Source organism: Paroceanicella profunda, assembly GCF_005887635.2.
GTDB classification, from domain to species: Bacteria; Pseudomonadota; Alphaproteobacteria; order Rhodobacterales; family Rhodobacteraceae; genus Paroceanicella; species Paroceanicella profunda.
This window is the reverse complement of record NZ_CP040818.1, coordinates 2,060,411-2,086,066: the sequence shown is the minus strand read 5'-3', so window position 1 is coordinate 2,086,066 and position 25,656 is coordinate 2,060,411. Positions and strand designations below refer to the sequence as shown.

Below are 25,656 nucleotides of genomic sequence, written 5' to 3'. Positions count from 1 at the left end.
ACGGAGAGACTCAGTGAACACAACCCGTATTCTCGCGATCGCCGCCGCCGCCACGCTGGCCGCCGGTGTCGCCTCCGCCCGGGACCAGATCCGCATCGTCGGTTCCTCCACCGTCTTCCCCTTCACCACCGCCGTGGCCGAGCAGTTCGGCCAGGCCACCGGCAACCCGATCCCGGTCGTCGAGTCCACCGGTACCGGTGGCGGCATGAAGCTGTTCTGCGCCGGCGTGGGCGCCGAGTTCCCGGACTTCACCAACGCCTCGCGCCGCATGAAGGCCTCCGAGTTCACGATGTGCCAGGAAAACGGTGTCACCGACATCGTCGAGATGAAGGTCGGCTTTGACGGCATCGTCATCGCCAACGCGATGGAAGGCCCGACCTTCACCCTCACCGTCGGCCAGATCTGGACCGCGCTCGCCGCCAACGGCCCGAAGCCGATGATGTGGAACGAGGTCGACCCGGCCCTGCCCGCCACCAAGATCGAAGTGCTTGGCCCGCCGCCGTCCTCCGGCACGCGTGACAGCTTCGAGGAGCTGGCGATGGAGCACGGCTGCAAGATGGCCGGTGGCGAGGATTGCGGCAAGACCGGCATGGAGATCCGCCAGGACGGCGTCTACGTGGAATCCGGCGAGAACGACAACCTCATCGTCTCCAAGCTGGAAGCCAACCCGAACGCGCTCGGCATCTTCGGCTTCTCCTACCTCGACCAGAACGCCGACCGCCTGAAGGGCGCCTCGGTGGACGGCGAGCAGCCGACCTTCGAGACCATCGCCGATGGCACCTACGAGATCTCCCGCTCGCTCTACGTCTACGTGAAGAAGGCCCATGTCGGCGTCATCCCGGGCATGGAGGAGTTCCTGGCCGAGTACCTCTCCCCGAAAGCCTCGGGCGAAGACGGGTACCTGGTCGACAAGGGCCTGATCCCGCTGCCGGAAGACGCGCATGAGAAGCAGGCCGAGGCCGTCTCCGCGCTCACCCCGATCGAGGCCTCCGCGCTGAACTGAGCGCGGCGCCGCTGACACTGCCGGGGAGCGATCCGCGCTCCCCGGACCCCGACCGGCCGGGCGGCGCGCCCAGCGCCACCGCCCTCGGGACACCTCGGCCTCCTCCGAGCCCCGCCCAATCCGAAAGCGACCGGGATCCATGTTGGGAAACACTTTCCTCCCTCTCCTGCCCCTTGCCGGGCTGATTGTCGCCGCGATCTCGATCGCGGTTTACGTGATGGGGCGCTCCCGCGCGATGGTCGTGGCCGGAGGACAATTGTCCCGGCTGCACTCGCGCCCGGGCTACCACGGGCTCTACTGCCTGATGTGGACCCTGCTGGCGGGGTTCGCGGTGCTGCTGGTGATGGGCACGGGCTGGTCGATGCTGATCGACAGCTCGCTGCATGACCAGATCCGCGCCGCGCTGCCCGACGTCTCCTCCGTGGAGGCCGATCTCATTCTCTCCGACGCCCGGCGCATCGCCATGGGCACCGTGGCCTCGGGCACCGACGCCCTGCGCGAGGACATCGCGCGCAGCTACGCCGCGGCGGACTCGCTGCGCCTGTGGGTGACGCTCCTTGCCACCGTGGCCGCCGCAGCCGCGGCCGCCGCGCTCACCTGGCGCCGGATCGCCCCGGAGTTCCGGGCGCGCAACCGCTCGGAGCGCTTCCTGCGCACCGTGCTGATGATCTGCGCGGCCATCGCCGTGCTCACCACCGTCGGCATCGTGCTGAGCCTGATCTCGGAGACGCTGCAGTTCTTCTCCAACATCGGCTGGCGGGTGGACAAGTTCCTGTTCGGCACGAACTGGAGCCCGCTGGCCGGCGTGCAGGAAGGCAAGCTCGACCCTGACCGCGTCGGCGCCATCCCGCTCTTCGTGGGCACGCTGATGATCACCGGCATCGCCATGCTGGTGGCCGTGCCGGTGGGGCTGTTCGCGGCCATCTACCTGTCCGACTTCGCCGCCCCGAAGGTGCGCGCCTGGGCCAAGCCGATGCTGGAGATCCTCGCCGGCATTCCCACGGTGGTCTACGGCTTCTTCGCCGCCATCACCGTGGCGCCGGTCATCCGCTCGGCGGGGGAGAGCATCGGGCTCAACGTCGCGTCCGAGAGCGCGCTGGCGGCGGGCGTGGTGATGGGGATCATGATCATCCCCTTCATCTCCTCGCTTTCCGATGACGTGATCAACGCCGTGCCGCAGAGCCTGCGTGACGGCTCCTACGGCCTCGGCGCCACCCGGGCCGAGACCATCCGCCAGGTGGTGCTGCCCGCCGCCCTGCCCGGCATCGTCTCCGCCGTGCTGCTGGGCGTCAGCCGCGCCGTGGGCGAGACGATGATCGTGGTCATGGCCGCCGGACAGGGCGCCAACCTCACCGCGAACCCGCTGGAGGCGGTGACGACCGTGACGGTGCAGATCGTCATGCTCATCACCGGGGACACCGAGGCCACCGTGGCCGCGGGCCCGGCCTTCACCCTGGGCTTCACGCTGTTCTGCATCACGCTGCTGCTCAACATGATTGCGCTGCGCATCGTGCGCAAATACCGCGAACTTTACGACTGAGGGGCCGGACACAATGGTCGACATGAGCACACTCTCCGCCCATCACGGCTCGGCTGCGGCCGCCGGCAAGATGCGCAAGCGGCACTTCGCGCAGATGCGGCTGCAGGCCTATGGCATCGCCGCGCTCACCCTGGCCGGGCTGGCGCTGGTGGCGCTGCTGTGGTCGGTGGTGGGCAAGGCGGCGCTGGTCGTCACCGAAAGCTACATCACCCTGCCGGTGACCATCACCCCCGATGAGGTGGACCCGGCGAACCTGCGCGCCGGCAACTGGGAGGGCCTGCGCAAGGACGCCCTGCGCGACGCCTTCCCGGAGGTGACCGGCCGCACCGCGCGCCGCGCGCTGGGCGACCTCACCTCCGGCGGCTCCGGCTACGAGCTGCGCGACCGGGTGATGGCGGACCCCTCGCTGATCGGGCAGACCATCACCTTCCCCTTCCTCGCCTCCGATGACGTGGACCTCTACCTCAAGGGCGTGTTCGGCAAGCCCGAGCCGATGGCCCACAGCGGCACGCTCACCGTCACGGTGAAGGGCGACAAGGCCGAGCTGAGCAGCACGGCGGAGGATTTCGCCGTCATCCTGCCGGCCATCCACGCCCGGCTGAACGCCGACGCGGACGAGCTGCGCGTGCAGGCCGGCCGCCAGCAACGCGGCATCGACGTGGTCACCGAGGATCTCGCCGCCGCCACGGAGGCGTCCGTGAAGGAGGACCTGCAGAAGCGCATCGACGCCTATGTCGCCGCGCGCGACCAGCTCATCGCCCGTGCCGAGGCGCTGGAGCACAGCGCCGACCTGCAGGACGGGCTGGAGAAGCTCTCCGACGCCGACAGCTCCATGCTGGTGCGCATCGGAACCGGCTGGGTGAAGATCACCGAGGTCTCCGCAAACCGCGCGCATGGCGACATCCTCGAGCCCCTGCCCGCCGCCGCCACCCGGGGCGACGTGCCCCCGGCGGACTGGACGCTGCTGATCAACGATTCTCCCGAGATCACCCGGCGCGTAAACGACGCGCAGGGCGCCTGGCTGCAATCCCTGGAGGATCGCGGCGCGGTGGAGCGGGTGTTCAACTGGCGCTTCCTCACCTCCGGCAACAGCCGCGAGGCCGAGCTTGCCGGCATCTGGGGCGCGGCCGTCGGCTCGTTCTGGACCATGCTGGTGACCTTCTGCATCGCCTTTCCCATCGGCGTGCTCTCCGCGGTCTACCTGGAGGAGTTCGCGCCGAAGAACCGGTTCACCGACTTCATCGAGGTGAACATCAACAACCTCGCGGCGGTGCCCTCCATCGTGTTCGGTCTGCTGGGGCTGGCGGTGTTCCTGAACGTCTTCGGCATCCCGCGCTCGGCGCCGCTGGCCGGCGGCCTCGTGCTGGCGCTGATGACCCTGCCCACGATCATCATCGCGTCGCGCGCGGCCATCCGCGCCGTGCCGCCCTCGATCCGCGACGCGGCGCTGGGGCTGGGCGCCTCGAAGCTGCAGACCTCCTTCCACCACGTGATCCCGCTGGGCATGCCCGGCATCCTCACCGGCACGATCATCGGCATGGCCCAGGCCCTGGGCGAGACCGCGCCGCTGATCATGATCGGCATGGTGGCCTTCATCACCGGGGTGCCCGGCGGCTTCACCGACCCGGCCACCGCCCTGCCCGTGCAGGTCTATCTCTGGTCCGATTTCCCGGAACGGGCCTTCGAGGCCAAGACGGCCGCCGCGATCTGCGTGCTGCTGCTCTTCCTCGTCATCATGAACGCGCTGGCGGTTTTCCTGCGCAAACGCTTTGAACGGCGCTGGTAAGGTGCCAGATAGGATGGATCACATGACCAACATGCGATTGAACGAGGGCAAGGTTGTGAACCGGGACGTGAAGATTCAGGCGCGCGGCGTGGACGTGTTCTACGGCAAGGCGCAGGCCATCAAATCGGTGGATGTCGACATTCTCGACAAGACGGTGACCGCCTTCATCGGCCCCTCGGGCTGCGGCAAGTCCACCTTCCTGCGTTGCCTGAACCGGATGAACGACACGATCGACATCTGCCGCGTCGAGGGCGACATCCGCATCGACGGCCAGGACATCTACGCCAAGGAGATCGACCCGGTGCAGCTGCGCGCCCGGGTGGGGATGGTGTTCCAGAAGCCCAACCCCTTCCCGAAGTCGATCTACGACAACATCGCCTACGGCCCGCGCATCCACGGCCTGGTGAACAAGAAGTCCGACCTGGACGACGTGGTCGAGCAGTCGCTGCGCCGCGCCTCGATCTGGGAGGAGGTCAAGGACCGGCTCGACGCGCCGGGCACCGGCCTCTCCGGCGGCCAGCAGCAGCGCCTGTGCATCGCCCGCGCCATCGCAACCGCGCCCGAGGTGCTGCTGATGGACGAGCCCTGCTCGGCGCTCGACCCCATCGCCACCGCCCGCGTGGAGGAGCTGATCGACGACCTGCGCTCCTCCTTCTCGGTGGTGATCGTGACCCATTCGATGCAGCAGGCCGCGCGTGTGAGCCAGAAGACCGCCTTCTTCCACCTCGGCGACCTGGTGGAATACGACGACACCACGAAGATCTTCACCAATCCCAGCGACCAGAAGACCCAGGACTACATCACCGGTCGGTTCGGCTGAGTCAGAGGCGTTTTCCCAAGGAGGAGAGCAGCATGTGCCCTCATATCGTATCGGCATTCGACGATGACCTGCTCGCCGTGCAGGCAAAGATCTCGGAAATGGGAGGGCTCTGCGAGGAGCTGCTCTCCAACGCGCTGGAGGCGGTGGAGAACCGCGACCCCAAGCTGGCCGAGGAGGTCATCCTGCGCGACAAGCGGCTCGACAAGCTGGAGTTCGAGGTTGAGGAGCTGACCACCCGCATCATGGCCCTGCGCCAGCCGATGGCGCAGGACCTGCGGGTGCTGATCTCCTGCCTGAAGATGTCCGCCACGCTGGAGCGCATCGGGGATCTGGCGAAGAACATCGCCCGCCGGGCGATCTACCTCGCCGACCAGCGCCCCGCGAAGCTCTCCGCCTCCGTGGGCCGCATGGGCCAGCGCACGCTCCAGCAGCTCACCGAGGTGCTGGACGCCTACACCTCGCGCGATACCGCGCTGGCGGTGTCGGTCTGGCGGCGCGACGTGGAGGTCGACGAGATCTACAACTCGCTGTTCCGTGAGGTGGTGACCTACATGATGGAAGACCCGCGGACCATCGGCCTCGGCTCGCAGTTCCTGTTCATCGCCAAGAACCTGGAGCGCATCGGCGACCACACCACGCATATCGCCGAGATGGTGTATTACGTGGTCGAGGGCGAGCCCCTCGGCGACGACCGTCCCAAGGGCGAGCCCGTCTCGCTCGACGGCGTCGGGTCCTGACGGGAGGCGCGGTACACCGATGGCAATTCGGGTTCTCGTGGTCGAGGACGAGGAAGCTCTGAGCGAGCTCCTCTCCTACAATCTCGAAAAGGAAGGCTTCACCGTCACCGTGGCGCCCGACGGGGAGGAGGCGCTGATCCTGGTGGAGGAGAGCGGGCCGGACATCATCCTGCTCGACTGGATGCTGCCCAATGTCTCCGGGCTGGAGATCGCGCGGCAGATGCGCGCCCGGGTGCAGACCCGGGACATCCCCATCATCATGCTCACCGCCCGCGGCGCGGAGGAGGACCGCATCCGCGGCCTCGAGATCGGCGCGGACGACTACCTCACCAAGCCGTTCTCCATGTCCGAGCTGCTGGCGCGCATGCGCGCCGTCCTGCGCCGCACCCGCCCCACGCTGGCGGGCGACGTGGCCACCTTCGGCGACATCGTGCTGGACCGCGAAACCCGGCGCCTGCGCCGGGCGGGCCGCGAGGTGCATCTCGGCCCCACCGAGTACCGCCTGCTCGACGTGCTGATGCAGCGCCCGGGCCGGGTGTTCTCGCGCGAGCAGCTGCTGGACCGGGTCTGGGGCAACGAGGTCTACGTGGAGATCCGCACCGTGGACGTGCATGTCGGCCGCCTGCGCAAGGCGCTCAACCGCCGCGGCGACCGCGACCCGATCCGCACCGTGCGCAGCGCCGGCTACGCGCTGGACGAAACCTACCCCGGCTGAGCGCCCTTCCCCGGCTGAGCGCCCTTCCCCGGCCGGGCACGGTCCCGGACCGGGTCCCGCAAGGGGACCGCGGAGCCGGTCCCGGGCCGGAGCCCCCCTTGCGGGCGCCTCCGGCCGGCGCGCGGCGGCGGGCCGGGCGCGGTGTCCGAAGGGCAGCGCTGTCGCGCCGGGGAGTGCCGCCGCGTGTGGGCGCGTGGCCATACCTGGGGCTGTGGCCGGGGCGCGGCGCAAGAGACGTCCCGAACCCGATTGCCGCTGAGCGCTGAGGGCCGCGCCCGACCCTGGGGGGGCGCAGCACCGCGTGTGGTCAGCGGTTTATCCCGAAGCCCCAAACGAGGGTTGCCCCCGAAGGACATCGCCATCGCGCCCTCCCGGGGGGGAGGGTCGGGCGCGGCGCGGGCTGGCCGCCCGGGCGAACGGGTGGAGCCGGGCCTGGTGCGCCCGGCCGACATCCCGCGCCGGCCGGAGGGGCCCGCAGGGACCCACCGGCCCGGGCCGGGCTCCGCGGTCCCCCTCGGGGGACCCGGTCCCGGGCCGAGCCTCGCCAGGGGCGCCGTCCGCAAAACGAAACGCGCTCCCGGAGGCCGGGAGCGCGTTTCGGGACCGCCGGTGCCTCGGGGCTCAGCGGCCGCCGCTGCCGGAGCGGCGGTCACGCCGGCTCGACATGGGCTGGAAGGCCACGGCCACATGTGCGTCGCAATAGGGCTTGCCGGGGGTGGCGGGCAGGCCGCAGAACCAGAATTCCTCGGTCGCGGGGTCGCCGATCGGCCATTTGCAGGTGCGCTCGGTGAGCTGCATCAGGTCCAGCTTGCGGGCGCGCTTCTCGATCTCGGTGAGGTTGGCGAGCGCCTCCGGGCTCACCTCGGCCATCGGCGGTGTCGGCGGCACGGGCTGGGAGACGGGCACCGGGCGGCGCGGCGCCTCGCGCGGCACCACACGCTCCGCGGGGGCGGCCTCGGCCGCCTCTTCCTTCGGTTCGGGCACGGCGCGCAGCGGCGGCTCGGGCGCGGCGGCGGCCGCCGGCTTCACCTCGTCCTTCGCGGCACCCGCCGTTCGGTTCGACAGGCCGAGACGATGCACCTTGCCGATCACCGCGTTGCGCGTGACGCCCCCGAGGGTCTTGGCGATCTGGCTCGCGCTCTTGCCCTCGTTCCACATGGTCTTGAGCTCTTCGACGCGCTCATCGGTCCAGGACATGACATATCTCCGTCGGGGATGGGGTCTGTATTGTATCTCCGGGCACGTCAGTTACAAGGTGCCCGGCGGTTTTCCAAGCCTCGGAGGAAGAAATGACACAGGTCACCCCCCAGATGCGCCCCATGGGGGAGCGCCGCTTCGGCCGCACCAACTGGCTCGGCCTGCGCACGCTGTGCCTGCGCGAGATCCGGCGGTTCACCAATGTCTGGACCCAAACGCTCGCCGCCCCCATGGCCACGGCGGCCCTGTTCATGGGCGTTTTCATCCTGGCGCTCGGCGCGCGCCGGGGCGAGGTGATGGGCGTGCCCTTCGCCCAGTTCCTCGCGCCGGGCATCCTGATGATGACCGTGGTGCAGAATGCCTTCGCCAACACCTCCTCCTCCATCCTGATCTCGAAGATGCAGGGCAACATCATCGACACGCTGATGCCGCCGCTCTCGCCGGCCGAGATCCTCACCGGCTACGCGGTGGGCGGGGTGGCGCGCGGGCTGTTCGTGGCCGCGGCGGTGGCCGTGGTGGTGTTCGGCGCCACGCAGACCATCCCGCAGCACCCGCTCTGGGCGCTGTTCTTCGTGCTGGCCGGCAGCCTGATGATGGCCCTCGCCGGCATCCTCGCCGCCATCGTCGCGGACAAGTTCGACCAGATGTCCGCGATCACCAATTTCATCGTCACGCCGCTGAGCTTCCTCTCCGGCACGTTCTACTCGCTCGAAACCCTGCCGGCCGCCTTCCGCGCCATCAGCCACGCGAACCCGATCTTCTACCTCATCGACGGCTTCCGCTTCGGCGTGCTGGGCGTGTCGGACCGCGGGCCGCTGCTCGGCGCCGCGGTGCTGGTGGCGGTGAACGCGGTGCTCTGGACGGTGGCCTGGCGCTGGATCCGCTCCGGCTACAGGCTCAAGAGCTGAACCGGGACCAGGCCGCGCCACCATGTCCTCCGCCCTCCCCCGCACGGAGCGCGCCGCCCAACGGCGCATCTCCACCGCGCTGTTCCTGGCCGGGTTCGCCACCTTTTCGCTGATCTACTGCACCCAGCCGCTGCTGCCGGAATTCTCCACCGAATTCGGCATCGACCCAGCGACGAGCTCGCTCGCGCTCTCGCTCACCACCGGCTGCCTCGCCTTCTCCATCCTCGCGGCCGGCGCGCTCTCCGAGGCCGTGGGCCGGCGCGGACTGATGTTCGTCTCCATGGTGGGCGCGGCGCTGCTGAACCTCGTCTCGGCCATGGCGCCGTCCTGGGAGCTGCTGCTGATCGCCCGGGCCTGCGAGGGGCTGGTGCTCGGCGGCGTGCCGGCCGTCGCCATGGCCTATCTGGCCGAGGAGATGCCGGCGGGCCGCCTCGGCCGGGCCATGGGCCTCTACGTGGGCGGCACCGCCTTCGGCGGCATGATCGGCCGGGTGGCGATCGGCGCGCTCACCGAGGCCACCTCCTGGCGCATCGCGCTCGGCTCCATGGCGGCGGTGGACCTGGTGGTGGCCTTCGGCTTCCTCGCCCTCGCGCCGGCCTCGCGCAACTTCGTGCGCCGCCCCGGGCTGAACCCGGCCCTGCATCTCGCGGCCTGGGCCACCCACCTGCGCCACCGCGAGTTGCCCTTCCTGTTCCTCACCGGCTTCCTGTCGATGGGCGCCTTCGTGACCATCTACAACTACGCCGGCTACCGGCTGCTCGCCGCGCCCTACAGCCTCAGCCAGGCGCAGATCGGGCTGATCTTCCTCACCTACATCTTCGGCATCCTCGCCTCCTCCAGCGCCGGCTCCCTCGCCGACAGGATGGGGCGGCCGCCGGTGGTGATCACCGGCGTGGCGGTGATGCTCACGGGCATGCTGGCCACGCTCTCCTCCGCTCTGTGGCTGATCATCGGCGGCATTGCGGTGATCACGGTGGGGTTCTTCATGGTCCATTCCGTGGCCTCCGGCTGGGTGGGCCGGCTGGCGAGCACAAACCGCAGCCACGCGGCCTCGCTCTACCTGCTGTCCTACTACGTGGGCTCCAGCGTGATGGGCTCGCTCGGCGGATGGTTCTGGCACGAGGGCGCGTGGCCGGCGGTGATCGTCTTCTGCGCCACACTCACCCTCTGCGTCTGCGCCATCGCCCTGTGGCTGCGGCGGGCCGGGCGGGGCTGAGCCGGGCGGCTTGCCTCCGGCCACGCCCCGGTGCACTCTGATCTCCTGTGGCGTGCCCAGCCGAGGAGATCCGCCTTGAGCCAACAGGTCAGCATCCGGACCTTGCTGCGCTGCGCCGCGTTCCTACTGGCGCTCGCAGCCGCCCTCACCGCGCTTCCCGGCACTCCCAAGGCGCAGGCTCCGATCCCTGACGTGCTGGTCGAACCCTTCGATGCAGGATGGCTGAGCACCGACGAGAAGCGATATCTCCAGGCGGCCCTCGCCTTCAACGGACACTACATGGGCCTTATAGACGGCGACTGGGGCAAAGGCAGCCAGGGTGCGCTCGAAAGCTACAGCCGCAAGACCTTTAGCACGCCGCCGCTGAACATGCAGATGGCCAGCCTCGCCTTCTCCTTTCTCGACGAGATCGACAGGGAGGGCTGGGAAATGCGCTACTTGCCGGGTCTCGGGCTTTCGCTGGCCTTTCCCGCCCGCACAATGAAGCCGCTGCCGATGAAAGGCAGCCTCAACCATTGGGGCCACACCATCTCGGATTTCGACATCTACACCCTGCGCTCTGACTTCGCGGACATGTATTCCTGGCACGGCTGGGCTGAACAGCAGCAGGCGCCGGGCCTCGCCCCCTACACGTTGCGCCGTGCCGACCGCTGGGTTACCGCCGTCACCACCGCGCAGGGGTCTCGCTATTATTTCCGCTCCGAGATGATCCGCGGAGGATGGTCATCTGTCCTGCTCTCCGCCGGGCCGGCCGAGAGCGACATGATCAACGGTGTCTCGACCAGCATCGCCGTGGGTCGGGCTCCGGCCTTCAATATCCCTCCAGGCGGCGCGCTGCACCGGATGGTGATGCTGACCCTCGACTGGCTCGACTCGGCGCGCGGCGCCGATGCCCGCGTCTCGCAGGGAAGCACTGCACCGGCCGCGCCTGACGCGGAGCACAAGGCCTCGGGGTCTGGCTTCTTCGTCGACCCGAACGGCCTCATCCTCACCAACGCCCACGTGGTGCGCGGCTGCAGCCGCCTGAGCCATGACGGCCAGCCGCTTTCCCTCGTCGGGCAATCCGAGCAATACGACCTTGCCCTGCTCTCCGGCCCGCCGGCGCCAGCGGGCACGGTCGCGGCGCATTTCGCACCCGGTCCGGCGGAGCTGAACGCCGACATCGCCGTGGCGGGCTATCCGCTCTCCGACCTGCTCGGCGGGCTCAATGTGACGCGCGGGTCAGTCACCGCAATGACCGGCCTCGGCGGCGACGTCACGAAGATGCAGATCTCCGCCCCGGTGCAAAGCGGGAATTCCGGTGGCCCGGTGCTCGACAGTTCCGGGCAGGTGGTCGGGGTGGTGGTCTCCAAGCTCGACGCATTGAAGATGGCCGACATCTCCGGTGAGATCCCGCAGAACGTGAATTTCGCCATCCGCGGTGAGATCGCGAAGCTGTTCCTGTCCGGCCAGGGTGTGCGGCCGGACACCAGCGGCGACGGCGCTCCGCTCACACCGACCGACCTCGCGCGCCGCGCAGCCACGTTCACTGTGCTGATCTTCTGCGACTGACGCCGCGCTGAAAACCCGGGCAGCTTTTGAACCACAGCCTCATTCGCGGGCAGGGCATTACCAAAAAGCATGACTTCGCACGCCGAATGCAATGGCGCGGCGCGAAAGCCCTCCCCTATCCTCGGGTCATGAACAGGCGACAGCGGCGCGAGACTGCGCGAGTCGCCCGGAAAGAACCGCAGGGAAGGTGGAGAATCCGTGTCCGACCGTGTCTACCTCGACTACAGCCAGGCCGAGCTCGACCGTGCCTATGACCAGCGCGTCTGGGCGCCCGATGCTGCGGAATGCATGGCCCGCTGGGCCGAGGAGGCCGAGACCCTGCGCCGTCCGCCGCTGTGGCAGGAGCAGGCCTGGGGGCCGGAGCCGCAGCAGAGCCTCGACATCTTCCGCCCCGAAGCCGCCACGGGCCCCCTGCCCGTGCACGTGCACATCCACGGCGGCGCCTGGCGCATCCAGTCGAAGGAGGACGCCGCTTTCCTCGCCCCGGCGATGACCGGCGCGGGGCAGGTCTTCGTCGCACCCGGCTTCGGCAAGCTGCCCGCGCTCACCATGCCGCAGATGGTGGAGGAGCTCGCCCGCGCGCTGGCATGGGTGCAGGACAACATCGCCCGTTTCGGCGGCGACCCGGCGCGCATCCTGCTCTCCGGCCATTCCTCGGGCGCGCATCTCGCCGCCTGCCTCGCCACGCTGGACTGGGCGGCGCGCGGCCGGCCGGCGCCGATGGCGGCACTGGTGTGCATCTCCGGCGGCTACGACCTGGAGCCGGTGCTGCTGAGCGCGCGGCGCAGCTACATCCACCTCTCGCCGGAGGAGGCCGCGCGGCTGAGCCCGCCGCGCCACGCGGCCGCCATCCCCTGCCCAGTCACCGTGCTCTGGGGAGCGGCGGAGAGCCCGGAATTCATCCGCCAGGGCGCGGCCTTCGCCGCGGCGCTGGCACGGGCCGGGCGGCTGGAACACAGCGAAGTGATTGCAGGCGCCAATCATTTCCGCATTCTCGATCACATGGCCCGCCCGGGCGGCGCCGTGCATCGCGCCGTCTGCGCCGCCCTGCCCGGGCCGGCCATGGCGCCACGTGAGGAGGTCACCAGCAAATGAGCGCGACGAGACGAGCGGAAATCGCGGGCGGCGGCATCGGCGGGCTGGCCACGGCGGCGGCGCTGGCGCGCAAGGGCTGGCAGGTGCGGGTGCACGAGCGCGGCGCGCGCCTGCGCGACACCGGCGCCGGCATCTACATCTACGAGAACGGCATGAAGGTGCTGGAGACGCTGGGCGCGGCCGAGGCCGCCATCGCCGGCTGCTCCCGCGCCACCACGCGCGAGATGCGCGACGGGCGCAACCGCGTGCTCTCCGTGCACCGCTGGGGGGCGAGCGGGCGGGTCTATTCCGTGCTGCGCCAGCAGCTCATCGAGGCGCTGGCCGGGGCCGCCACGCGGGCGGGGGCGGAGATCGTCACCGGTTCGGAGGCCGTCTCCGCCACGCCGGACGGCACCATCACCTTCGCGAGCGGCGCGACAGCGCAGGCGGACCTGGTGGTGGCGGCGGACGGCGTGAACTCCCGCATCCGCGACGGGCTGGGCATCCCCACCCGCAAGCGCGACATGCCCGACGGGGCCATCCGCCTGCTCATCCCCAAGACGCCGGAGGAGGTGGCCCTGGGCGACACCGGCACCACGGTGGAGAACTGGCAGGGCAGCCGCCGCATCCTCGTGACCCCGGTCTCGGACACCGAGCTCTACATCGCGCTCACCATGCTCGACAGCGACACCAGCGGAAAGGCCACCCCGGTGGACGTGGAAAGCTGGGCCGCGGCCTTCCCCCATCTGCGCCCGCTCATCGAGCGGCTGGGCCCGGGCGGGCGCTATGACCGGTTCGGCCACGTGAAGCTGAAAACCTGGTCGCAGGGCCGGGTGGCGATCCTGGGAGACGCGGCGCATGCCATGCCGCCGAACCTCGGCCAGGGCGGCGGCACGGCGATGATGAACGGGCTCGCGCTCGCCACCCATCTCGACGGCGCGGCGGACATCCCCGCCGCCCTCGCCGCCTGGGAGCGGGCGGAGCGCCCGATCACCGAGCACACCCAGCGCATGTCGATCTTCTTCGGCCGGCCGGCAAGCTGGCCGGTGCCGATCCAGCGCGGCTTCTTCAACATCCTGTCGAAGTCCCGCAAGGTCGGCGAACTGAGAACCAGAACCGCCAGGCACATCCCCACCGGAACCGCCTGACCCCAACAGAGGAGATTTCCCATGGCCCGCCTGCGCCACATCGCCATCATGGTCCGCGACCTGGAGGCCGCGACGAAATTCTACAAGGACGTGTTCGAGTTCGAGGACGCCGGCTCCGAGACCATCGGCGCCGGCACGGCGAACTACCTCACCGACGGGGTGATCAACCTCGCGCTGCTGCATTTCACCGACAAGACGCCGGAGGAGATGGACAAGCTCGCCGGGCTGAACCATTTCGGCATCCAGGTCGACGACGTGGCCAAGTACGAGGACCGGGTGAACGCCGCCGGGGGCTGCTTCTTCTTCGAGCTCGCCGGCTCCAAGCAGGGCAACTCGGAGCGCAAGTACAAGGACCCCGAGGGCGTGGTCTTCGACATCTCGAAGCATGGCTGGGTCGGCACCGACGGTCGCCTGAAGACCGAAGCCGCCGAATGACCCCGAAGCTCGAGCTCCGCGGCGTCACCCGCGCCTTCGGCGAGAAGGGGTCTCCCGGCCGCGTCACCGCGGTGCGCGACCTCTCCTTCACCGTGGGCGCGGGCGAGCTGGTGGCGGTGGTCGGGCCCTCGGGCTGCGGCAAGTCCACCATCCTGAACATGGTCTCGGGCCTCTACGGCCCGACCGAGGGCGCGGTGCTCATCGACGGGGTGGCGGTGGAGGGCCCGCGCTCCGAGGTGGGGTTCATGCTGCAGAAGGACCTGCTGCTGCCCTGGCGCACGGTGATCGAGAACGTGGAGTTCGGCCTCGAAACCCGGAAGATCCCGAAGGCGGAGCGCCGGCGCATCGCCCGCACGGAGCTGAAGCGCATCCGGCTGGAGGAGTTCGCCGACAGCTACCCCTACCAGCTCTCGGGCGGCATGCGGCAGCGGGTGGCGCTGGCGCGCACGCTCGCCATCTCGCCCGAGCTGGTGCTGCTCGACGAGCCCTTCTCCGCGCTCGATGCCCAGACCAAGCTGGTGCTGCAGAAGAGCTTCTCGCGCACGCTCTCCGAGAGCGGGCTGAGCTGCCTGCTCATCACCCACGACCTGCAGGAGGCGGTGATCATGTCCGACCGGGTGGTGGTGCTGAGCGGCCGCCCGGGCACCGTGGTCGACACCTTCGCCGTCGACCTGCCGCACCGCGACGACCCGCTGGCGCGCTCCACCCTGCCCGCCACGCATGAATACGTGAAACGTCTCTTCGACACGCTGCACATCGCCGAAGGCGCCGCCTGACAGAGCGCCGGCACCCCACCCATCAGAGAGGTCCAACAGGAATGTCCCGCTTCCCCCATCTCAAGGCCTTCGCCGCCGCGGCGCTAGCCGCGCTCATCGCTACTGCCGCCCCCGCGGCGGAAAAGCTCACCTATCTCTTCCCCGCGCCCGACTTCCTGCCCGCCTTCACCCCCTACCAGGTGGCCAAGGCGAAGGGCTATTACACCGATGCCGGCATCGACGTGACCTTCCAGGTGGGCAAGGGCGGCGCCGACGTGGCCAAGCAGGTCGCGCTCGGCAACGTGGAGATGGGCTCGGGCATCGGCGACACGCCGATCATCGTGCGCGCCAACGGCCTGCCGGTGAAGGCGGTGGCGCTGCTGGGCGGCAAGGCGCTCACCCAGATCATCATCCGCACCGAGAGCGGCGCCACCGACATCGCCTCGCTCAAGGGCAAGCGCATCGGCGTGATGGCCTTCCAGGACACCACCTACTACAACCTGCTCGCCGCCCTCGCCGCCGCCGGCCTCAGCCGCGACGACGTGGACATCCAGGCCGTGGGCCCGGCGGGCGTGGTGCAGCTGATGATCTCGGGCGATCTCGACGCCATCTCCGGCACGCCGGACTGGGCGGCGGCCATCGAGGGTGCGGGCGTCGCCCTCGAGGTGAAGACAATCAACGACTACATCCCCGCCATGGCCCAGGCCGTGCTCGCCTCCGACGACGTGATCGAGGAGAAGCCGGAGCTGGTGCAGGCCTTCGTCACCGCCACCCTGCACGGGCTCACCGACGTGATGGACGACCCGAAGGGCTCCGCCGAACTGCTGGCGAAAACCCTGCCGCAGTTCGAGGGCAAGGCCGCGATGCTCGAGGACATCATGAAGCGCTACACCGAGCTGGTCTACGCCGTGCCCGAGGGCACGAAGCTGGGCGTGTTCGACCCCGAGCGCATCGCCGCGGTGCAGGATTTCTACGCGAAGCACGAGATCATCACCTCCACCACCCCGGTGGACGACCTCTACACCAACGCCTTCGTGGAATGAGCCCCCGCGGGCCGGGACAGGAGAGGACAGGTACGGACATGACCATGGCCATAGATGACACCGCCGCCCGGCCCGACACCGCGGCCCCGCGCCGCCGGGCCAGCCTCTCGGCCCTGATCGGGCTGGGCCCGCGCGACCTCGCGCTGATCCTCGCGGTGGCGCTGGTCGCCATCGCCGCCTGGGAGTTCCTGCCGCCGGCGCTCGGCGTGTCGCGCTACATCATCCCCACCTTCTCGCAGTGTCTCGCGGAGTTCGGCTCCATGGTCACGCGCGACAATCTCTTCGGCCACACGCTGCACACGCTGGGCACGGCGGTGGCGGGCTTCCTGCTCGGCTCAGCCTTCGGGGCGGCCTGCGGCTATGCGCTCGGCCTGTCGCCGCTCGCCGAGCGCACGCTCTCTCCCTACATCCTCGCGCTGCAGATCGCGCCGAAAGTGGCCTTCGCGCCGCTCTTCATCATGTGGTTCGGCTACACCTTCGTGCCCGGCCTGCTGGTGACCATGCTGGTGGTGTTCTTCCCCATCCTCGTGAACGTCCTGCAGTCCATGAAGACGGTGGACCGCGACCTGGTGAACCTCGCCCGCGTCTACCACATGTCGCGCTTCGCGATCTTCCGGAAGATCGAGCTGCCCTCCTCGCTGCCCAACCTCTTCGCGGGCCTGCGCATCGGCTCCACCCTCGCGGTGATCGGCGTGACGGTGGGCGAGCTGGTGGGCGGCAATTCCGGCCTCGGCTTCCTCATCACCTATGGCGAGGGTCAGGCCAATACCGCGATGGTGTTCAACGCCATCGGCATGCTCACCGTGATCGGCATCGCGCTCTACGCCGTCGTCGCCCGGCTGGAGGCCCGCGTGCTGCACTGGATCCGTCGCGACTGAGCGCACCACGTTCGGCAGCGCGCCCCCGGCGGCGCGGACCTCCGCTCCCGATGGCGCGGTCCGGTGGTCGCGCCACAGGCGCGCGGAAGGGGAAGGCGCCACGGGCACGCGCAAGGGGAACGCGCCATCGGCGCGCCGAAGGGGTCGCCGGCCTAGCCCTCCTGGAAGGCGCGCATCAAGAGGCGGGCCGCGGGCAGCAGCGTGCCGGTGGGGCGGCGCACCAGGGCAAGCTCGCGCCGCCAGGCCCCGCCCTCCAGCGCCAGCGCCACCAGCATGCCGGCCTTCACCTCCACCGCGATGGAGACCTCGGTGAGCATGGTGAGCAGGTCCGAGCCGCCCACGATCGCCTTCAGGACATGCACGGAGTTCGACGAGATCACCGGCAAGGGCGGCGCCAGCCCGGCGCGGCGGAAGTAGTTCTCGTAGCCATACCAGATGGCATTGCCGCGCTCGGGCATCGCCCAGGGGAAGGCGGCGAGGTCCTCCAGCGTCAGCCCGGAACGGCCGGCCAGCGGGTGGCCGGCGCGCGCCACGATGTTCACCTCCTCGAAGGAGAGCGGCTGGACCACCAGGTCCACCGCGCTGCCCGGCATGCCGACCACGGCGAAATCCACCTCGCCGCGCTGCACGGCGGCGAGGATCTGGTCGCCGGAGCCCTCGACGATGCGGATGTGGATGTCCGGCGAAAGCGCCTGCACCCGGGCCACAGCGCGCGGGATCATCACCGGCGCCACGCTGGGCACGATGCCCACGCGCACATGGCCGGTGGCGGCGCCGTTCAGCAGGTCGATCTCCTCGATCACCCGGTTGGTCTCGAACTCCATCAGCTCGGAGTGGCGCAGCAGCACGCGGCCGAAATCCGTCGGCTCCATGCCGCCGGAGTGGCGCACGAAGAGCTGCACGCGCAGCCGGCTCTCCAGCCGTTTCAGCGAGCGGCTCAGCGCCGGCTGGGTCATCCCCATCGCCTGCGCGGCCGCGCCGATGCTGCCGAGGCGGCAGACGCTCAGGAAGACCAGCAATTCCCGGTGATTCAGCATCATGCGCCACTCTCGGGCGCCGGGCCGGCAAAGGCAATCCCGCGCCGGGCCCCTCGCGCCCGGGCGGGCCCGCGGATGGCGGCACGCAGCAGGTGTCCCCGACTGGCGGAACGCGACAGGCACTCGGCAGGCGCCATGGAGCAGGCGGCACAGAGCAGACGGCGGGCGACACACGGCGCCAGGCGTCTGGCGCCACGCGGCACGCGTCTGGCGGCACGCGCAGGCATCTGGCGGCACGCATCACGCGGCAGGCGGCACGCATCACGCGGCGGGCGACACGCAGGGCGTGCTGCTCCGGGCGCGCAGGCGGCACGAGGCCCGGAACCGTCGGAGGTGCGTTCCGGCAACGGTCGCATCGCCTGCTCGGTGGAACGACGGATGTGGGCCTGCCTCCCGGCGCTCGGGCGGGAGGCGGGGTCGGCCGGTTGCCGGTTCGCCCTGTAGCGCGGAAAGCGCCGCGTCGGTTGCGAGGGGCGGCGAAGCTGTCGCGGCGGACGACACGCAGGGGGCGCCGCTCCGGCTGCGCGGGCGGTCCGGGATCCGGTACCGCAGGGGATGCGGCCCGGAAACGGTCGCGTCGCCTGCGCGCTGAAGCGACGGGTGTCGGCATGCGCCCTGCGCTCGGTCGGGAGTGGGGTCAGCCGGTCGCCGGTGCGCCCTGCAGCGCGGAGAGCGCCATGTCGGTTGCGAGGGCGGCGAAGCCGTCGCGGCTGAGGGCGCCGTCGGGGCGGAACCAGGTGAAGGCCCAGTTCAGCATGCCCATCAGCCCCATCAGCGCCGCCGTGGTCCGGGCCCGGTCCGCGCCCGGCACGGTGTCGCCGAGGGCGGCGCGGAAATGCCCAAGGATGGCGCGTTCCGCCGCGCGGATCGCCGCGACCTGCACATCCGGCAGGCTGCCCACCGCGCCGAGCTGCAGCAGGTGCAGGTCGTCCGCGTCCTCGTAGCAGGCGAGCAGCCGGCGCGAGAGCAGGTGCAGCCGCGCGCGGCCCCGCGTCTCCGGCGGCACGGCGGCGAGGGCGGCGTCGAGCGCCAGCAGATGGGTGTGGACGATGTCGAACACCAGCGCGTCGCGGCTGTCGTAATAGTGGTAGAGCAGCGCCTTGGAGATGCCGCAGGCCTCGGCGATGCGCATCATCGAGGCCTGGCCGCCGCCCTGCGACAGGAGCCGCGCCGCGGTGCGGTGGATGGCGGCGCGCTTTTCCTCGTAATCCTCCGCCCGGGGCCGCGCCATGGCGTCAGCCCGCCCGGGCCAGCGCCGGCGCCCCGCTGCGGGTGGCGAACATCGGCCCGCCGCGCCAGCGCGGGAAGCCGTAACCGAGGATCTCCACGAGGTCGATGTCCTCCGGCGTGGCGGCGATGCCTTCCTCGAGGATCGCCCGGCCCTCCGCGGCCATCTCCCCCACCAGCCGCGCCGCGATCTCGGCCGGCGCGGGCACCGCACCGCCCATGGCGCGCATCGGGGCGAGCAGGCGCGCCGCCTCCGGCGAGGGCTCGGGGCGGCGGCTGCCCTCGGGGTAGTCGTACCAGCCGCCGCCGGCCTTCTGCCCGGTGCGGCCCGCCTCGGCCAGCAGGTCGCCGAGGCAGCGCGGCACCTGCGCGCCGGCGGCCCGGGCCGCCTGCCGCCGGGCATGGGCGATGTCGAGCCCGCCCATGTCCTGCGCCTCGAACGGGCCCATGGCGAAACCGAAGCCGCGCATCGCGGCGTCCACATCGGCGACACCCGCCCCGGCGATGACCAGCGCCTCGGCGGCGGCGCGGTAGCGTTTCAGGATGCGGTTGCCGATGAACCCGTCGCAGATGCCGGAGCGCACGCCGGTCTTGCCCAGCCGGCCGATCAGCCGCCACAGGGCGGCCTCGGTGCCCGGGGCGGTCTGCGGCACGGGCACCACCTCGACCAGCTTCATCACCTGGGCGGGGGAGAAGAAGTGCAGCCCGGCGAAGCGCTCCGGGTGCCGCAAGCCTTCGGCGATGCCGCGCGGGTCCAGGTAGGAGGTGTTGGTGACCAGCAGCGCGTCCGGCGCGCAGGCCGCCTCCAGCGCGGCGAAGGCGGCGCGCTTCACCCCGAGGTCCTCGAACACCGCCTCGATCACCAGGTCGCAGCCGCCGAGAGCCTCTGCCCCCTGCCCCACGGTGAGCCGGGCCAGCGCCGCGGCGGGATCGACCTTGCCGCGCGCGCCGGCCGCCGCGATCAGCCCCTCCAGCCGGGTGCGCGCCCGCGCCGCGGCCTCCGGCGAAGCCTCCGCCAGGGTGACGGGAAAGCCCGCGACCAGCAGCGCCGCGGCGATGCCCGCGCCCATCGTGCCGCCGCCGAGCACGCCGGGGCGGGCGATGTCGGGCCCACCTTCGGCCTTCGCCGCCTTCGCGGCGCGACGCTCGGCGAAGAAGACATGGCGCAGGGCGGCGGATTGCTCCGTGCCGCGCAGGCGCTCGAAGGCGGCGCGCTCCGCGGCGCGGGCGGTCTCGAAATCCACCTCCCAGGCGTGGATCAGCACGTCGAGGGCGACGCCCGGCGCCTCCGCCCCCCGCGCCGCCCGCAGGGCGGCCTTGCGGGCCGGCTCCCAGCTCTCCGGCGCGGGCGGCAACGGCCGGGCGGAGAGCGGCGGGCGCGGGGCCTCGGCCAGTTCGGCCACCCGCGCCAGCGCGGCGGTGACGGGGTCCTGCGCCACCGCGTCGATGAGCCCGAGCCGCAGCGCCTCGTCGGCGGGAATGCGCTCACCCGTCGTGAGCAGCCGCGCGGCCTCCCCGGGCGCCAGCAGCCGGGCGCTGCGCACCACGCCGCCGGAGCCGGGGATGAGGCCCAGCGTGACCTCCGGGAAGCCCAGCACGGCCGAGGGCGCCGCCACCCGGCCCGCACAGCCCAGCGCCAGTTCCAGCCCGCCGCCCAGCGCCGCGCCGTGGATGGCCGCGACCACCGGGAAGGGCAGCGCCTCGATCTGCGCCGCCAGCTCGAAGATCGCCGGCGGCTGCGGAGCGGCGTCGAACTCGCGGATGTCCGCGCCCGCGAAGAAGCTGCGCCCGGCACAGGTGAGCACGGCGCCGCGCACCCCCTTCAGCCCGGCGAAGGCCTTCGCCAGCGCCGCGCGCAGCGGATGGCCGAGGGCGTTGACCGGCGGGTTGTCGGCGCGCAGCACGGCAATGTCGCCGTGCATCTCGATGCTCACGAGGGTCATGGACGGGGTCTCCTTGCATGCGCGGGGCCCGGTCAGGCCCCGAGATAGGCCTCCCGCACCCGGGCGTCGGCGATGAGATCGCGCGCCGGGCCGGAAAGGGTGATGCGGCCGGTCTCCATCACGTAGCCGCGGTCGGCGATGGAGAGGGCGGCGAAGGCGTTCTGTTCGACCACCAGCAGGGTGACGCCGCGGTCGCGCAGCCCGGTGATCACCTCCAGGATACGGTCCACCAGCACCGGGGCGAGGCCCATGGAGGGCTCGTCGAGCAGCATCAGCTTCGGCCGGGTCATGATGGCGCGGCCGATGGCGAGCATCTGCTGCTGCCCGCCGGAGAGGCCGCCCGCCGGCAGGGCGCGCTTCTCGGCCAGCACCGGGAACAGGGCGTAGACCTCGTCGAGATCGGCGGCGAGCGGGCCGCGGCGGTGGTAGGCGCCGAGTGCGAGGTTCTCCTCCACGGCCAAGTCGGCGAAGATCTGCCGCCCCTCCGGCGAATGGCCGATGCCGAGCCCGGCGCGGGCATGGTCGGGCCTGCGGGTGATGTCTGCCCCGTCGAAGCGGATGGCGCCCGCGCGCAGCGGCTGCACCCCGGAGATGCAGCGCATCAGCGTGGTCTTGCCCGCACCGTTCGCCCCCACGATGGTGACGATCTCACCCTCCGCCACCGCAAGGTCGATGCCGTGCAGCACCTCCAGCGCGCCATAGGCGGAGGTGAGCCCCTCGATGCGCAACAGCTCACGCATGGGCCGCCCTCGCCTCGGCCGCGCCATGGGCGCCGAGATAGGCCTCGATCACCCGGGGGTTCTCGCGGATCTCTTCCGGCGCGCCCTCGGCGATGCGCCGGCCCTGGTCCAGCACCAGGATGCGCGCGGAAATGCGCATCACCAGCCGCATGTCATGTTCGATGAGCACCACGGTCCGCCCCTCCCCGGCGATGGACTGGATGAGATCGTCGATCTCGCGGGTCTCGACGGCGTTGCAGCCGGCGGCGGGCTCGTCGAGCAGCAGGATGGAACAGCCGGTCACCAGCGCGCGGGCGATCTCCAGCCGCTTGAGCTGGCCGTAGGAGAGCGCCGCCGCCTCGCGCCCCGCCAGCGCGCCGAGCCCGGTGCGGGTGAGCGCGGCGGCGGCGGCCTCGCGGCTGCGGGCGGTCTCGGCGCGGCTGCCCGGCAGGCCGAGCAGGCCCGCGAGCAGCCCGGCACGCTCGGCCATGTGGCAGCCGGTCATCACGTTCTCCAGCGCGGTCATCTGCGGGAACACGCGCAGGTTCTGGAAGGTGCGGGCCATGCCGGCGCGCGCCAGCCGGTGCGGCGGCAGGCCGGTGACATCGCGCCCCGCGATGCGCACGAAGCCCGCATCGGCGGTGTAGACCCCGCTCACCAGGTTGAAGAGCGTCGTCTTGCCCGCGCCGTTGGGCCCGATGATGGAGGTGACCTCGCCGGGCCGGGCGGTGAAGCCCACGCCGTCGACCGCGCGCAGGCCGCCGAAGGAAATGCCGAGGCCGGAGACGTCGAGCAGGCTCATGACACTCTCCTCGCCAGCCGTCCGGCATGGCGGGCGGCCCGGCGGCGGGCCAGCAGCCCCGCCAGCGCCGGCACCAGCCCGCGGCGCATCGCGATCATCGTGCCCACCATGATGGCGCCCAGCACCATGTGCTCGTACTCGGCGAACACGGTCAGCACCTGCGGCAGCGCGGTGAGAATGAGGGCGCCCACCAGCGCGCCGTAAACGCTCGCCGCCCCGCCGAGCACCGCCATGGTGACCAGTTCGACCGAATGCATGAAGCCGCCCGCGTCCGGGGTGATGTAGCCGTTGGCGAGGGCGAGCAGCGCGCCCGCCACCGCGGCATAGACCGCCGAGATCACGAAGGCGGCGGATTTCGCCCGCGCCACGTCCACCCCCAGCGAGGCCGCGGCCACGTCACTGTCATGGATCGCGCGCAGCGCCCGGCCGGCGGAGCTCTGCCCGAGGTTCACCGCCAGCACCGCGCCCAGCGTGGCGGCAGCACCGCAGAGCCAGTACCAGGCCTCGGCGGTCTTGAGCGTGATGCCCACCGATTTCAGCAGGCTGCGGGCCGAGAAGCCGGTGACGGTCATCCCGTCCGGCCCGCCGGTGAGCCAGGCCTCCTTGGAGAGCACCATCCAGATCAGCATGCCGAGGCCGAGCGTGGCGATGGCGAGGTAATAGCCCGAGAGCCTCAGGATCGGCCGGCCGATGAGCGCCGCGAGCAGCGCCGCCCCCGCCGCCCCCGCCAGCATGGCGAGGCCCGAGGGCACCCCGTATTGCGGCAGCAGGGCAGTGGCATAGGCGCCGATGGCGAAGAAGCCGGCGTGCCCGAGGCTCACCAGCCCGACGTAGCCCAGGAGCACCACCATGCCGGTGACCGCGAGCGTGTTGATCCACACCAGCGTACCCACCCGGTAGAAGAAGGAGGAGGGGAACACGAGCGCCCCCAGCACCACGAGGGCGGCGAAGACGAGGAAGGTGCGGGTTCCGGGGCCCAGGGTCATCACACGCGCTCCGTCATCCGGGCGCCGAACAGGCCCTGCGGGCGCAGGAACAGCACCGCGAGGATCACCACGAAGGCGGCGGCGTCCTTGTAGTCCGAGCTGAGGTAGCCGGCGGTGAGCGCCTCGATCAGCCCGATCAGCAGCCCGCCCGCGAGCGCCCCCTGCGCCGAGCCCACGCCGCCCAGCATGGTGGCCGAGAAGCCCTTCAGCGCCACCAGCACGCCCACGTCGTAGCTGGTGAAGGTGACCGGGGTGGCGAGCACGCCGGCAAGCGCCCCGATGGCGGCGGAAAGCGCGAAGGAGAGGTTCATCGCGGCCTTGGTGTTGATGCCCACCAGCGCTGCGGCGAGGCGGTTCGAGGCGGTGGCGCGGATGCCGCGGCCCGCCCGGGTGTGGCCCATGAACCAGGCGAGGAAGGCGAAGACGACCAGGCTGCCGCCGATGATCCAAAGGCTCTGCGGCAGGATGGTGGCGCCGAGAAAGCCGATGGGCGCCTCGCCGGAGAAGCCGTCATAGCGGTGGATCTGCTTGTCGAACACCATCTGCATCGCGCCGCGCAGGAAGATGCTCGCCCCGATGGTGATGATGATGAGCGAGACGAGCGGCGCCTGCCCGGCCGGCCGGATGGCCAGCCGGTAGAGCAGTAGCCCCATCACCAGCCCCGCCAGCACGGCGAGCGGGGCGGCAAGGAGCGGCGGAACCCCGGCCCCGATCAGGGCCGCCGCCGTCAGCCCGCCGATGACGACGAACTCGCCCTGCGCGAAGTTCACCACCCCGGTGGCGTTGTAGATCAGCGTGAAGCCCAGGGCGACGGCGGCATAGATCGCGCCCACCGTGACCCCCGAGACGAGGAATTGCAGGAGTTCCGCCACGGCGCCTTACTCCACCGGGGCCCAGCCGCCGTCGCGGATCTCCAGCATCCGGAAGGCGCTGAGGTCGAGGCCGAGATGGTCCTCGGGGGTGAAGGAGTAGACACCGGTGACACCGGCGTAGCCCGAGGTGGCCTCGATGGCGTCGCGGATGGCGGCGGGGTCGTCGGCGCCGGCAGCCTCGATGGCCGCGATCACGATGTTGAACGCGTCATAGGCATAGCCGCCGAAGGTGGAGGGGGTGTGCCCGTATTTCGCCTCGTAGGCGGCGATGTAATCGGTTACGGGCTGTTTCTGCGGGTCGTCCTCGGCGAGCTGGCCGGGGATGAGCAGCGGGGTGGCCGGCAGGCGCACGCCCTCGGCCGCGGGGCCGGCGAGCTCGATGAAACTGTCGGAGGCCACGCCGTGGCTCTGGTAGAAGGGGAGCTTCAGGCCGAGCTGGGCAAAGTTGCGCGTCACCACCGCCGGGCCCTGGCCGAAACCGGGGTTCACCACGGCCTCCACGCCCGCGGTGTTGGCGATGTTGGTGAGCTGGGGGGTCATGTCGGCGTCGTTCGGCCCGTAGGTCTCGTCGGCCACGATCTCCACGCCCGAGGCTTCCGCCACGTCGAGGCACTGCTCGCGCATCGACTTGCCGAAGCCGCCGGTGCCCGAGATCATCCCCACCTTGCTCAGGCCCCGGCCGGTGATGTCGGCGAAGATCTTCTCGCAGGCCATGCGGTCGGTGTGCGGGGTCTTGAACACGTAGGGCTGCACCGGGTCGATGATCACCACCGCGCCGGCGAGCGAGATGAACGGGATCTCGTATTCCCCGAAGAGCGGCGCCATGGCCATGGTCGCCCCGGTGGAGGTGCCGCCGATCACCGCCACCACCTCGTCCTCCTCGATGAGGCGGGTGGCGAAGGTGCGCGCCTTGTTGGGGTCGCCGCCATCGTCGTAGAGCACCAGCTTCAGCGGCTCGCCGTTCACGCCGCCCTCGGCGTTCACCGCCTCCACGAGCATTTCCAGCGTCTTCGCCTCGGGGTCGCCGAGGAAGGCCGCCGGGCCGGTGACCGCGAGCGACGCGCCGATGCGGATCTCCGCCGCCGCCGGCATTGCCGCGAGGAGCGCGAGCGCGGAGAGCCCCGCGCCGAGTTTTCTGGTCGTCATGTCTTTCCTCCCATAGGTCACACCCACTGACGTTAACCTCAATTCGCGTGACACGTTATTCATTGACCACGCGGTCGGTTTATGCAACACATTTTTCAGCGGACACCGCAGAACGTGT

24 protein-coding genes are annotated in these 25,656 nt (G+C 70.8%); 15 read left to right on the top strand and 9 right to left on the bottom strand.

All coding sequences use genetic code 11. The features are described 5' to 3' along the window. The first annotated feature begins 13 nt into the window (after positions 1 to 13). The 6 genes from FDP22_RS09325 to phoB all read left to right on the top strand — a co-directional run bounded on the left by FDP22_RS09325 (position 14) and on the right by phoB (position 6,601). On the top strand, positions 14 to 1,003 hold the full coding sequence (locus tag FDP22_RS09325; protein WP_138571989.1) for a substrate-binding domain-containing protein: 990 nt from the start codon (positions 14 to 16) through the stop codon (positions 1,001 to 1,003). 139 nt (positions 1,004 to 1,142) lie between these two features. Further along, positions 1,143 to 2,543 (top strand): phosphate ABC transporter permease subunit PstC, encoded by a 1,401-nt coding sequence (pstC, locus tag FDP22_RS09320; RefSeq protein WP_138571990.1) that lies wholly within the window; start codon positions 1,143 to 1,145, stop codon positions 2,541 to 2,543. 22 nt (positions 2,544 to 2,565) lie between these two features. Then, positions 2,566 to 4,329, top strand: a complete 1,764-nt coding sequence (gene pstA / locus FDP22_RS09315) for a phosphate ABC transporter permease PstA (protein ID WP_205910765.1) — start codon at positions 2,566 to 2,568, stop codon at positions 4,327 to 4,329. Between the two features lie 22 nt (positions 4,330 to 4,351). Continuing rightward, on the top strand, positions 4,352 to 5,149 hold the full coding sequence (pstB, locus tag FDP22_RS09310; protein ID WP_138571992.1) for a phosphate ABC transporter ATP-binding protein PstB: 798 nt from the start codon (positions 4,352 to 4,354) through the stop codon (positions 5,147 to 5,149). Positions 5,150 to 5,181: 32 nt separating this feature from the next. Further along, positions 5,182 to 5,886, top strand: coding sequence for a phosphate signaling complex protein PhoU (gene phoU, locus FDP22_RS09305; protein ID WP_138571993.1), 705 nt, complete (start codon positions 5,182 to 5,184; stop codon positions 5,884 to 5,886). Positions 5,887 to 5,905: 19 nt separating this feature from the next. Further along, positions 5,906 to 6,601, top strand: coding sequence for a phosphate regulon transcriptional regulator PhoB (phoB, locus tag FDP22_RS09300; RefSeq protein WP_138571994.1), 696 nt, complete (start codon positions 5,906 to 5,908; stop codon positions 6,599 to 6,601). 621 nt (positions 6,602 to 7,222) lie between these two features. On the opposite strand, the gene FDP22_RS09295 is transcribed toward phoB, so the two are convergent. After that, a complete protein-coding gene (locus tag FDP22_RS09295) occupies positions 7,223 to 7,798 on the bottom strand; it encodes a GcrA family cell cycle regulator (RefSeq protein WP_138571995.1) in 576 nt (191 codons plus the stop codon). A gap of 92 nt (positions 7,799 to 7,890) precedes the next feature. Here FDP22_RS09295 and FDP22_RS09290 point away from each other — a divergent pair, with 92 nt between their 5' ends. From FDP22_RS09290 to FDP22_RS09250, 9 genes are all read left to right on the top strand, one after another. Further along, positions 7,891 to 8,706 carry an ABC transporter permease gene (locus FDP22_RS09290; protein WP_138571996.1) on the top strand — a complete coding sequence of 272 codons (816 nt, stop codon included), beginning with the start codon at positions 7,891 to 7,893 and terminating at the stop codon, positions 8,704 to 8,706. A gap of 22 nt (positions 8,707 to 8,728) precedes the next feature. After that, positions 8,729 to 9,922 (top strand): MFS transporter, encoded by a 1,194-nt coding sequence (locus FDP22_RS09285; RefSeq protein ID WP_138571997.1) that lies wholly within the window; start codon positions 8,729 to 8,731, stop codon positions 9,920 to 9,922. A gap of 75 nt (positions 9,923 to 9,997) precedes the next feature. Beyond that, the gene (locus FDP22_RS09280) at positions 9,998 to 11,473 is read left to right on the top strand and encodes a S1 family peptidase (RefSeq protein WP_138571998.1); all 1,476 of its coding nucleotides are present in this window, start codon (positions 9,998 to 10,000) and stop codon (positions 11,471 to 11,473) included. A 198-nt stretch (positions 11,474 to 11,671) separates the two neighbouring features. After that, complete coding sequence (locus FDP22_RS09275; protein ID WP_138571999.1) at positions 11,672 to 12,568, top strand: alpha/beta hydrolase; 897 nt, start codon at positions 11,672 to 11,674, stop codon at positions 12,566 to 12,568. Continuing rightward, positions 12,565 to 13,695 carry an FAD-dependent oxidoreductase gene (locus FDP22_RS09270; protein ID WP_138572000.1) on the top strand — a complete coding sequence of 377 codons (1,131 nt, stop codon included), beginning with the start codon at positions 12,565 to 12,567 and terminating at the stop codon, positions 13,693 to 13,695. The genes FDP22_RS09275 and FDP22_RS09270 overlap by 4 nt, the downstream gene beginning before the upstream one ends. Positions 13,696 to 13,716: 21 nt before the next feature. Further along, the gene (locus FDP22_RS09265; RefSeq protein ID WP_138572001.1) at positions 13,717 to 14,130 is read left to right on the top strand and encodes a VOC family protein; all 414 of its coding nucleotides are present in this window, start codon (positions 13,717 to 13,719) and stop codon (positions 14,128 to 14,130) included. Beyond that, positions 14,127 to 14,906 carry an ABC transporter ATP-binding protein gene (locus tag FDP22_RS09260; protein ID WP_138572002.1) on the top strand — a complete coding sequence of 260 codons (780 nt, stop codon included), beginning with the start codon at positions 14,127 to 14,129 and terminating at the stop codon, positions 14,904 to 14,906. Before FDP22_RS09265 ends, FDP22_RS09260 begins: the two co-directional genes overlap by 4 nt. Before the next feature lie 41 nt (positions 14,907 to 14,947). Further along, the gene (locus FDP22_RS09255) at positions 14,948 to 15,928 is read left to right on the top strand and encodes an ABC transporter substrate-binding protein (protein WP_138572003.1); all 981 of its coding nucleotides are present in this window, start codon (positions 14,948 to 14,950) and stop codon (positions 15,926 to 15,928) included. Between the two features lie 38 nt (positions 15,929 to 15,966). Continuing rightward, a complete protein-coding gene (locus tag FDP22_RS09250; RefSeq protein WP_205910764.1) occupies positions 15,967 to 16,806 on the top strand; it encodes an ABC transporter permease in 840 nt (279 codons plus the stop codon). Positions 16,807 to 16,958: 152 nt separating this feature from the next. On the opposite strand, the gene FDP22_RS09245 is transcribed toward FDP22_RS09250, so the two are convergent. The 8 genes from FDP22_RS09245 to FDP22_RS09210 form a co-directional block, all read right to left on the bottom strand. Then, a complete protein-coding gene (locus FDP22_RS09245; RefSeq protein WP_138572004.1) occupies positions 16,959 to 17,846 on the bottom strand; it encodes a LysR family transcriptional regulator in 888 nt (295 codons plus the stop codon). 634 nt (positions 17,847 to 18,480) lie between these two features. Beyond that, complete coding sequence (locus FDP22_RS09240) at positions 18,481 to 19,074, bottom strand: TetR/AcrR family transcriptional regulator (protein WP_138572005.1); 594 nt, start codon at positions 19,072 to 19,074, stop codon at positions 18,481 to 18,483. Between the two features lie 4 nt (positions 19,075 to 19,078). Then, positions 19,079 to 21,013, bottom strand: coding sequence for a 3-hydroxyacyl-CoA dehydrogenase NAD-binding domain-containing protein (locus FDP22_RS09235; RefSeq protein WP_138572006.1), 1,935 nt, complete (start codon positions 21,011 to 21,013; stop codon positions 19,079 to 19,081). A 32-nt stretch (positions 21,014 to 21,045) separates the two neighbouring features. Then, on the bottom strand, positions 21,046 to 21,744 hold the full coding sequence (locus tag FDP22_RS09230; protein WP_138572536.1) for an ABC transporter ATP-binding protein: 699 nt from the start codon (positions 21,742 to 21,744) through the stop codon (positions 21,046 to 21,048). Position 21,745: 1 nt separating this feature from the next. Next, positions 21,746 to 22,534, bottom strand: a complete 789-nt coding sequence (locus FDP22_RS09225; RefSeq protein WP_138572007.1) for an ABC transporter ATP-binding protein — start codon at positions 22,532 to 22,534, stop codon at positions 21,746 to 21,748. Then, the gene (locus FDP22_RS09220) at positions 22,531 to 23,520 is read right to left on the bottom strand and encodes a branched-chain amino acid ABC transporter permease (protein WP_138572008.1); all 990 of its coding nucleotides are present in this window, start codon (positions 23,518 to 23,520) and stop codon (positions 22,531 to 22,533) included. The genes FDP22_RS09225 and FDP22_RS09220 overlap by 4 nt, the downstream gene beginning before the upstream one ends. Beyond that, a complete protein-coding gene (locus FDP22_RS09215) occupies positions 23,520 to 24,392 on the bottom strand; it encodes a branched-chain amino acid ABC transporter permease (protein WP_138572009.1) in 873 nt (290 codons plus the stop codon). Before FDP22_RS09215 ends, FDP22_RS09220 begins: the two co-directional genes overlap by 1 nt. Before the next feature lie 6 nt (positions 24,393 to 24,398). Then, positions 24,399 to 25,538: an ABC transporter substrate-binding protein gene (locus tag FDP22_RS09210; RefSeq protein ID WP_138572010.1), complete on the bottom strand. Its 1,140-nt coding sequence runs from the start codon at positions 25,536 to 25,538 to the stop codon at positions 24,399 to 24,401. Positions 25,539 to 25,656: the final 118 nt, after the last annotated feature.

Bases quoted from the DNA above. Each gene is read 5' to 3' on its own strand.
- pstC (WP_138571990.1), top strand. From the start codon at position 1,143: ATGTTGGGAAACACTTTCCTCCCTCTCCTGCCCCTTGCCGGGCTGATT.
- pstA (WP_205910765.1), top strand. From the start codon at position 2,566: ATGAGCACACTCTCCGCCCATCACGGCTCGGCTGCGGCCGCCGGCAAG.
- pstB (WP_138571992.1), top strand. From the start codon at position 4,352: ATGACCAACATGCGATTGAACGAGGGCAAGGTTGTGAACCGGGACGTG.
- phoU (WP_138571993.1), top strand. From the start codon at position 5,182: ATGTGCCCTCATATCGTATCGGCATTCGACGATGACCTGCTCGCCGTG.
- phoB (WP_138571994.1), top strand. From the start codon at position 5,906: ATGGCAATTCGGGTTCTCGTGGTCGAGGACGAGGAAGCTCTGAGCGAG.
- FDP22_RS09295 (WP_138571995.1), bottom strand. From the start codon at position 7,798: ATGTCCTGGACCGATGAGCGCGTCGAAGAGCTCAAGACCATGTGGAAC.
- FDP22_RS09290 (WP_138571996.1), top strand. From the start codon at position 7,891: ATGACACAGGTCACCCCCCAGATGCGCCCCATGGGGGAGCGCCGCTTC.
- FDP22_RS09285 (WP_138571997.1), top strand. From the start codon at position 8,729: ATGTCCTCCGCCCTCCCCCGCACGGAGCGCGCCGCCCAACGGCGCATC.
- FDP22_RS09270 (WP_138572000.1), top strand. From the start codon at position 12,565: ATGAGCGCGACGAGACGAGCGGAAATCGCGGGCGGCGGCATCGGCGGG.
- FDP22_RS09265 (WP_138572001.1), top strand. From the start codon at position 13,717: ATGGCCCGCCTGCGCCACATCGCCATCATGGTCCGCGACCTGGAGGCC.
- FDP22_RS09260 (WP_138572002.1), top strand. From the start codon at position 14,127: ATGACCCCGAAGCTCGAGCTCCGCGGCGTCACCCGCGCCTTCGGCGAG.
- FDP22_RS09255 (WP_138572003.1), top strand. From the start codon at position 14,948: ATGTCCCGCTTCCCCCATCTCAAGGCCTTCGCCGCCGCGGCGCTAGCC.
- FDP22_RS09250 (WP_205910764.1), top strand. From the start codon at position 15,967: ATGACCATGGCCATAGATGACACCGCCGCCCGGCCCGACACCGCGGCC.
- FDP22_RS09245 (WP_138572004.1), bottom strand. From the start codon at position 17,846: ATGATGCTGAATCACCGGGAATTGCTGGTCTTCCTGAGCGTCTGCCGC.
- FDP22_RS09240 (WP_138572005.1), bottom strand. From the start codon at position 19,074: ATGGCGCGGCCCCGGGCGGAGGATTACGAGGAAAAGCGCGCCGCCATC.
- FDP22_RS09235 (WP_138572006.1), bottom strand. From the start codon at position 21,013: ATGACCCTCGTGAGCATCGAGATGCACGGCGACATTGCCGTGCTGCGC.
- FDP22_RS09225 (WP_138572007.1), bottom strand. From the start codon at position 22,534: ATGAGCCTGCTCGACGTCTCCGGCCTCGGCATTTCCTTCGGCGGCCTG.
- FDP22_RS09220 (WP_138572008.1), bottom strand. From the start codon at position 23,520: ATGACCCTGGGCCCCGGAACCCGCACCTTCCTCGTCTTCGCCGCCCTC.
- FDP22_RS09210 (WP_138572010.1), bottom strand. From the start codon at position 25,538: ATGACGACCAGAAAACTCGGCGCGGGGCTCTCCGCGCTCGCGCTCCTC.